5 protein-coding genes are annotated in these 6,592 nt (G+C 70.6%); 2 read left to right on the forward strand and 3 right to left on the reverse strand.

Features of this window, described 5'->3' with window-relative positions:
• Positions 1-3 precede the first annotated feature (3 nt).
• The gene (locus tag IEY93_RS31265) at positions 4-978 is read left to right on the forward strand and encodes a helix-turn-helix transcriptional regulator (protein WP_189166748.1); all 975 of its coding nucleotides are present in this window, start codon (positions 4-6) and stop codon (positions 976-978) included.
• Positions 979-1,023: 45 nt separating this feature from the next.
• On the opposite strand, the gene IEY93_RS31270 is transcribed toward IEY93_RS31265, so the two are convergent.
• Both IEY93_RS31270 and ppk2 read right to left on the reverse strand, forming a co-directional pair.
• Complete coding sequence (locus IEY93_RS31270; protein WP_189166749.1) at positions 1,024-1,488, reverse strand: ATP-binding protein; 465 nt, start codon at positions 1,486-1,488, stop codon at positions 1,024-1,026.
• Between the two features lie 145 nt (positions 1,489-1,633).
• Positions 1,634-2,617 (reverse strand): polyphosphate kinase 2, encoded by a 984-nt coding sequence (ppk2, locus tag IEY93_RS31275; RefSeq protein ID WP_189166750.1) that lies wholly within the window; start codon positions 2,615-2,617, stop codon positions 1,634-1,636.
• 179 nt (positions 2,618-2,796) lie between these two features.
• Here ppk2 and IEY93_RS31280 point away from each other — a divergent pair, with 179 nt between their 5' ends.
• Complete coding sequence (locus IEY93_RS31280; RefSeq protein WP_189166751.1) at positions 2,797-3,567, forward strand: FadR/GntR family transcriptional regulator; 771 nt, start codon at positions 2,797-2,799, stop codon at positions 3,565-3,567.
• A gap of 79 nt (positions 3,568-3,646) precedes the next feature.
• On the opposite strand, the gene IEY93_RS31285 is transcribed toward IEY93_RS31280, so the two are convergent.
• Positions 3,647-5,185, reverse strand: a complete 1,539-nt coding sequence (locus IEY93_RS31285; RefSeq protein ID WP_189166752.1) for a lectin — start codon at positions 5,183-5,185, stop codon at positions 3,647-3,649.
• Between the last annotated feature and the right edge of the window lie 1,407 nt (positions 5,186-6,592).

The following is a 6,592-nucleotide window of genomic DNA, read 5'->3' on the forward strand; positions in this document are numbered from 1 at the left end:
CGGATGGATTCGATCACCCTGAGCGCACGCCACCTCCACGCCTTCACCGAGGTCGGCTTCCAGGTGGCCGGCGGATCCGGGGCGCACGGCGCCATGGCGGCCCTCCGGAAGATCATCCCGGTGGAGGCCTACGAGTTCGTGGCGTTCGACCCGGCGACCGGCCGGCACCGCAGCCTGCTGTCCTCCGGCTACACCCGGGTGGACGAGGACGCCGCCGAGGAGTACGCCCGGCTCGGCCCCTACCGGCGTGCCATGAGCACACGGGTGCCGCTGACCATGGGCTCGCCCGGCACCGAGCTGTACTACCGCAGGCACCTGGAGCCGTACGGCTGGCGCTCGGGACTGACGGCCCCGCTGTTCGTGCAGGAGGGCCGCTACACCGGCCTGCTGCACGTCGGCAGCCGCGGCGCGCTGCCGCCCGAGACGGCCACGGTGATCAGCGCGGTCTCCGGCACGCTGGCCCACGTCACCGACCTCACCCGGTGCGTGATCGACCCGATGGGCCTGCCGCCGGGCTTCCACGCGGTCGCGTTCGAGCGCGGCGGCCGGTGCCGCGCGGTCGCCGGATGGCCGCCGTCGGAGGCACTCGGGCGCGAGCCGGCGATGGCCGAGCTGGCCAGGGACTTCATCGACTCGCGTGAGCTGTCGCGGCGGGGCCTGTGGCTGGACTCCGGCGGGCAGTGGCGCGAAGTGCGCGTCCACCGCGCAGGGGTCGGCTTCCACGGCGCGATCCAGGGCGCGATGATCGCCGAGCGGCCGTGCGAGCCGCCCTACGACCTGACCGCGCGCGAGCTGGAGGTGCTCACCCGGGTCGCGCTGGGCGACTCCAACCCGCAGATCGCGGCGGCGCTGGTGCTCAGCGTCCGCACGGTGACCACGCACCTGGAGCACATCTTCGCCAAGCTCGGCTGCGACAGCCGCACCCGCCTGACCACCCGGGTGCTGGCCGAGGGGCTGTGCCGCCTCGACCTGCCCTGACCGCCCCGCCGGCGTCACTTGTGCCCGGCGGGGTGGCGGCCGTGGTCAGCGGGCGGCGCGCAGGGACCCGTTGGCCGGAGCCGGCGGGGTGAGCATGTCGGCGTGCATCTCGAACCAGACGTTGTTGGTGCCCGCCTCCCTGGTGAACCCCCAGCGGTGGGCGAGCGCCTCCAGCAGGAGCAGGCCGCGTCCCCCGGTGTCCAGCGGTGAGGAGGGCCGCCAGCCGAACGGCGGGTCGAGCGAGCCGGCGTCCTGGACGGCGATGCGCACCCACTCGGCGGAGTAGGAGACGCTGAGCGTGAACGTGCCGCCGTGGCCGGAGTCGGAATGGACCACGGCGTTGGTGGCGATCTCGCTGGTCAGCAGCACGCAGTCGTCGTGCAGCGGATGGTCCTTGCCCAGCGCCGAGGACACCAGCCGCCGGGCGCGGGCGACGGCGTCAGGATCGCCGGCCAGGTGCAGGACACGGTCGCTGTCGTGCTGTGTCCTGCCGAAACCCGATGAGTTCATCCAACCCCCCGGTAGTGATCTGCCCGCACCCAGTTAAGGACGTCCGGCTCGCGCTGTGCGATGTCGCCGGAAGGTAGGAAAGCCGTTCCCCCCGGGAGCGCTCCCACGGGCCGGTGGGCGCCCGCGAGAGCCGCGATCGGGCCGGTCACCCGGTGGTCGCCGGGCCGTCGCCGGGCGGGGGAAGATGGAACGGCGTCTCCCGGTCGGAGTTGTCCTCCTCGACGATGTCGGCGGCCGAGCGGACGATGAGCGGATCGGGGGCACCGACGACCTCGTGGTCCTTGTTGGTGTACTCGAACAGGCTGAGGACATGACGCATGGCCTCGACGCGCCCGCGCTTCTTGTCGTTGCTCTTGATGACCGTCCAGGGGGCGTCCTCGGTGTCGGTGTTGAGGAACATGTCCTCCTTGGCCTTGGTGTACTCGTTCCACTTGTCCAGCGAGGCCAGGTCCATCGGGGACAGTTTCCACTGGCGGACCGGGTCCACCTGCCGGATGACGAACCGGGTGCGCTGCTCGCGGCGCGACACCGAGAACCACAGCTTGACCAGGTGGATGCCCTCGCGCACGAGCATGCGCTCGAGCAGCGGGGTCTGCAGCATGAATTCCTGGTAATCCTCGGGGGTGCAGAAGCCCATCACCCGCTCCACCCCGGCCCGGTTGTACCAGGACCGGTCGAACAGGGCGATCTCCCCGGCGGCCGGCAGGTGGGCGATGTACCGCTGGAAGTACCACTGGGTGCGCTCGCGCTCGCTCGGCTTCTCCAGCGCGACGACGCTCGCCCCCCGCGGGTTGAGGTGCTCCATGAACCGTTTGATCGTGCCGCCCTTGCCCGCGGCGTCGCGGCCCTCGAACAGGATGACCAGGCGGCCGCCGGTGTCCTTGATCCAGTATTGCAACTTGAGCAACTCGATCTGCAGCAGCCGTTTGGTCTGGTCGTACTCCGCCCGCGACATCCGCTCGCCGTAGGGGTAGTGCTCCCGCCAGGTGTCCACTCTGCGGCCGTCCGGGTAGACCAGGACGGGATCGTCGTCGTCACCGTCCTCCACCCGCAGGCCGGGTGTGCGGGACAACAGTTCGTCGGTGTCGAAGGTCAGGGGATAGACGGTGTCCGAGGATGCCGGGTCCATGGCGCCAGCATTACACACCGCAGGTGAGGTCCCCGACCGCGCGTTCCACCGTGCGGCCGGGCTCGGCGGGTGGCGTCGCGGCCGGTACGCATCATTCACCTGATCTTGGCCGCTCATGGGCGTGCCGTATACTCGGCCGCGGAGCAGCGGCGCCGATCTCGGCGGTGACGGAGGGGAACATGACGGCACCCCAGGAATCGGCCGAGTCCGTTTCGGCGCCCCCCGCATGGGTGCGACGCCCCGCCAGCCTCTCCAAGGCGGTGACCGCGGAGCTGGTCGAGCGCATCGTCCGGGGCGTGTACCGGCCGGGGACGCCACTGCCTCCCGAGCCCGCGCTCTGCGAGACCTTCTCGGTGAGCCGGACCGTCGTCCGCGAGGCCGTGAAGATCCTCCAGGAGAAAGGGCTGGTGCAGGTCCGTCAGGGGGCCGGCACCATGGTCACCCCACCGGTGATGTGGGACATGCTCGACGAGGTGGTCCTCGCCGTGACCATCGCCGAGGACGAGACCCTGACGATCCTCGACGACCTCGTCGTCACCCGGCGGGTGCTGGAGTCCGACATGGCCAACGTCGCCGCCCGGCTGGCGGACTCCGCCACCGTCGAGCGGCTCCGCTCCCTGGTGGATCGGATGGACGAGCTCGTGGACGACCCCGTCACCTACGCCGACCACGACCGCGCGTTCCACGACATGATCATGCAGACCTCCGGGAACCGCATCGCCCGTGGCGTGGTGCGCTCGCTGGAGAGCCAGGTCATCAACACCGCCCGCTATCTGGGACGCACCGAGCGTGCCCTGTGCGTCGCGTCCAATCTCGGCCATCGCCGCATCTATGAGCGCATCGCCGCCCACGACCCCGAGGGCGCGGCGCAGGCGATGTTCGGCCACATCACCGAGGCGTGGCTCGTCCGCCGCGCCGGGCCGGCCGATCCCGTGCGCCTGCGGCGCTAGCGCCGGAGACCGGCCACCCGCCCCTGTGGGGGATGGCCGGCCTCCGATCATCAGGCGCGTTCCGTCAGGTCGCGCGCGGTCAGCGGTAGCCGGCGGCGATGATGCTGGCCTGCACCGCGTTCTCGGTCGCGTCGGTGGGATACCCCGCGACCATGGCGCCCTCGTAGAAGGTGCCCGCGCTGAGGTTGGCCCCGCCGTCCGGCTTGCAGCAGTCACCGCCACTGCCCAGAATGATGGCGCCCTGCTTCTTCATCGGGCTGTATCCCGAGGGAAGCGCGCCGTCGTAGAGCGTGTAGAGGCCGCCGGACGTCGCGTCACTGCCCTTGATCGCGAACCGCGAGGTCCCGTTGTTCTTCAGCGTCGCGGTGACGAACTTGCTGGTGAACGCCCGCTGGTTGGGGTTCCAGCTCTGGCTGCCACCGGGGAAGAGCCCCCATTCGAGGTCGGCCTGGACCCACGGACCCGATCCCGAGCACCCGCCGAACCAGCACTGCTTGCTGAAGTTGATGGCGTCCATCGCCCCCGCGGCGTCGGCCTTGCGCGTGGTCTCGCTGTTGCCGTAGTCGAAGCAGCAACCGCTGTTCACGTGCGTGCCGCTGGTCACCATGTACATGCCCTCGGGCGCGCTGCCGGTGGGCACGCCGGTCAGGTGACCGTCGCGCCAGTAGCTGTTGCCGGGGTTGATGTACAGCGAGTAGGCCTTGTTGCCGCCGACCGTCAGCGATTCGGTGGTCGCGACGGCGGGCTTGCTCTGCGGCGAGCCGGGGACCACGCTCGATCCCTGGTACCACAGGTCGTTGCCGCGCCCGGACTGGTCGTACACGACGGTGATGACGCAGGAGGTGCCGGAGCAGAAGGAGTCCTGCGCCGCCGCGTTGGCGACGCCGCCCGCGGTGAGCAGGCCGATGTTCCTGGTCGTGTTGTCCGACGAACGCCTGACCTGGTACAGGTTGCCGTTGTAGGAGCCGAACAGCGCCCGGGTCGTGCTGTGCGCGGCCACGCAGGGCGTGCCGCCCGAGGCGTAGATGTCACACGGACGCGCTCCCGGCGGCGGGGGCGTCGGGGTGACGGTCGGGGTCGGCGACGGCGACGGATTCGCGGAGGTGGTCCACTTCTGGTTGGCGGCGCCGTGGCAGGTCCACAGGATGACCTGCGCGCCGTTGGCGGTGCTCGCCCCGTTCACGTCCAGGCACAGCCCCGACTGGATCCCGGTGATCGACCCGTCGGAGTTCTGCCGCCACTTCTGGTTGTTCTGCCCGTTGCACGACCAGATGACCGCCTGCGTCCCCGGCGAGGTCCCCTGGGCATAGGCGTCGACGCACCGGGTGCCGTTGAACGTGCGCAGCTCGCCCGCCGAGGTGAACTCGAACGCCTGACCGGCCGTGCCGTTGCAGTCGTAGATCTGCAGCGCCGCCCCCGCCGTGTCCGTACCACCGCGCACGTCCAGGCACCGCCCGGAGGCCGAGCCGACCAGCGGTGCGGCCGCGGCCGACGCCGGCGTGGGCCACACCAGGCCGGCCAGCAGGAGCGCCGGCACCGCCAGGAGGGACGCGACGACGCTCCGTGCGCGCCGCCGGCGATCCGCGCGCCCCGGAGGACGATCGGATGAAGACCTCATTGTCATGCTCCTTCATGTTGCGTCGTACTCATTCGACCGGTGGAGGCGGCGCGACGGGCGACGCGACCCGAGGTCTTCCAGCGCTAGTCGAATCGATTCGAACGTGGGCGGCGGCCCAGGGTCCGAGCCGGCCACTCCGCCCGAAGACGGCGGAGCCATATTGTTAGCGCTAACTTCGGTCGGCGCCCGGCGCTCCCACCATCGGCGGATTGGAGGGGACGCCACGCGCAGTGAAGCACACATGACGCGCGTGTTACCTGTCAAGATCCCTCTCACCCTCCGTGGCGCCGCCGAAGCCCGTCCACCCGCTCTCACCAGGGGCGTCGGCCCGGCACGCACCGTGAAGGTGATGAAACATTCACACCCCTGCCGTGGATCGGGTGATCGAACCGGTTCGCCCCATCGGGCGCCCGACCGGGAGGATGCAGACATCCCACGTTTAGTCTGAAACATTCCGGCAGCGCAGATCGGCGGACACCGCCTCCGGCGTGCGGTGGACGCCGTTCAGGCTGGTGAACAGCGGGATAACACCGGGTACGACCCGAGTCGGCCAGACCTGTCGGAAAAATAGGCATGCCTCGGGTCTTGACGTGCCGCAGCCAGCGGAACGTAATTGGTAGCCAAGACTCCGGGGGTCTCCTCCCGGGGCCTGCACGGCTGGACCACTCGGCGGATGTGGAGGCGCTTCGCGGCCCCTTCGCATCGTGGTCGGCCACGTCGGCTTCCACTGCCTCGCGCCAGTGACATCCCATGTCGCGCCGCGAGGCCGCGCCCAGCTTGGAGAAGCACGTGACCGATCGACACGATACTCGCGCCCGCATCCGGGCCTCAGGCGGTGTGCCGCCCGTCCGTCCGCACGACGGTCAGGCGGGGCTTCCCCCACACCGCGGCTGAACGCCGTTCGCAGACCGGCGGCTCCCGCTTCACGGGCCGCCGGGATGCCGGAGTACGCGACCACATCCGCCGGCTCGTCATCCTGACGGCACAGGAGATCACCGCCGGTCATCGGTCACCGTTCCGCCCGGCGACGGTCCGACCCGCCGGGGAGCCGATCCGCGCACCAGGCCACCACCGCCGCACGCCCCCGTGCGGCGGCCTGGCCTGCACCGCAAGGGCGTGACCCGACCTCCCTCTCTCCGTATCCGCCACCGCGGGACCGACCAGAGGGGGGCCTGCGGCCGAGGCCGGCCACAAGCGTGCGCCGGGGCGGGCGACCATCCCGGCGCCGGGACCAGAGACGGCACCTCTGGTCCCACCCCCATCGGCAACAGCGCGGCGACGCGCCTTGCCCTCGCTTTGCGTTCTGCACGTCAGGAAGGAACCCCCCTCTCATGTCTCGACATTCGTGGCGCGCCTTGTTGGCCACGATCGCGTTGGTCACTCCTGGAGCGGTGGTCGCTGCTGCTC

The organism is Sphaerisporangium melleum (genome assembly GCF_014646695.1).
In the GTDB taxonomy this organism is placed as follows: domain Bacteria; phylum Actinomycetota; class Actinomycetes; order Streptosporangiales; family Streptosporangiaceae; genus Sphaerisporangium; species Sphaerisporangium melleum.

What these genes read in the sequence shown, in the direction of transcription:
- IEY93_RS31265 (WP_189166748.1), top strand. Translation starts at nt 4, where the DNA reads ATGGATTCGATCACCCTGAGCGCACGCCACCTCCACGCCTTCACCGAG.
- IEY93_RS31270 (WP_189166749.1), bottom strand. Translation starts at nt 1,488, where the DNA reads ATGAACTCATCGGGTTTCGGCAGGACACAGCACGACAGCGACCGTGTC.
- ppk2 (WP_189166750.1), bottom strand. Translation starts at nt 2,617, where the DNA reads ATGGACCCGGCATCCTCGGACACCGTCTATCCCCTGACCTTCGACACC.
- IEY93_RS31280 (WP_189166751.1), top strand. Translation starts at nt 2,797, where the DNA reads ATGACGGCACCCCAGGAATCGGCCGAGTCCGTTTCGGCGCCCCCCGCA.
- IEY93_RS31285 (WP_189166752.1), bottom strand. Translation starts at nt 5,185, where the DNA reads ATGAGGTCTTCATCCGATCGTCCTCCGGGGCGCGCGGATCGCCGGCGG.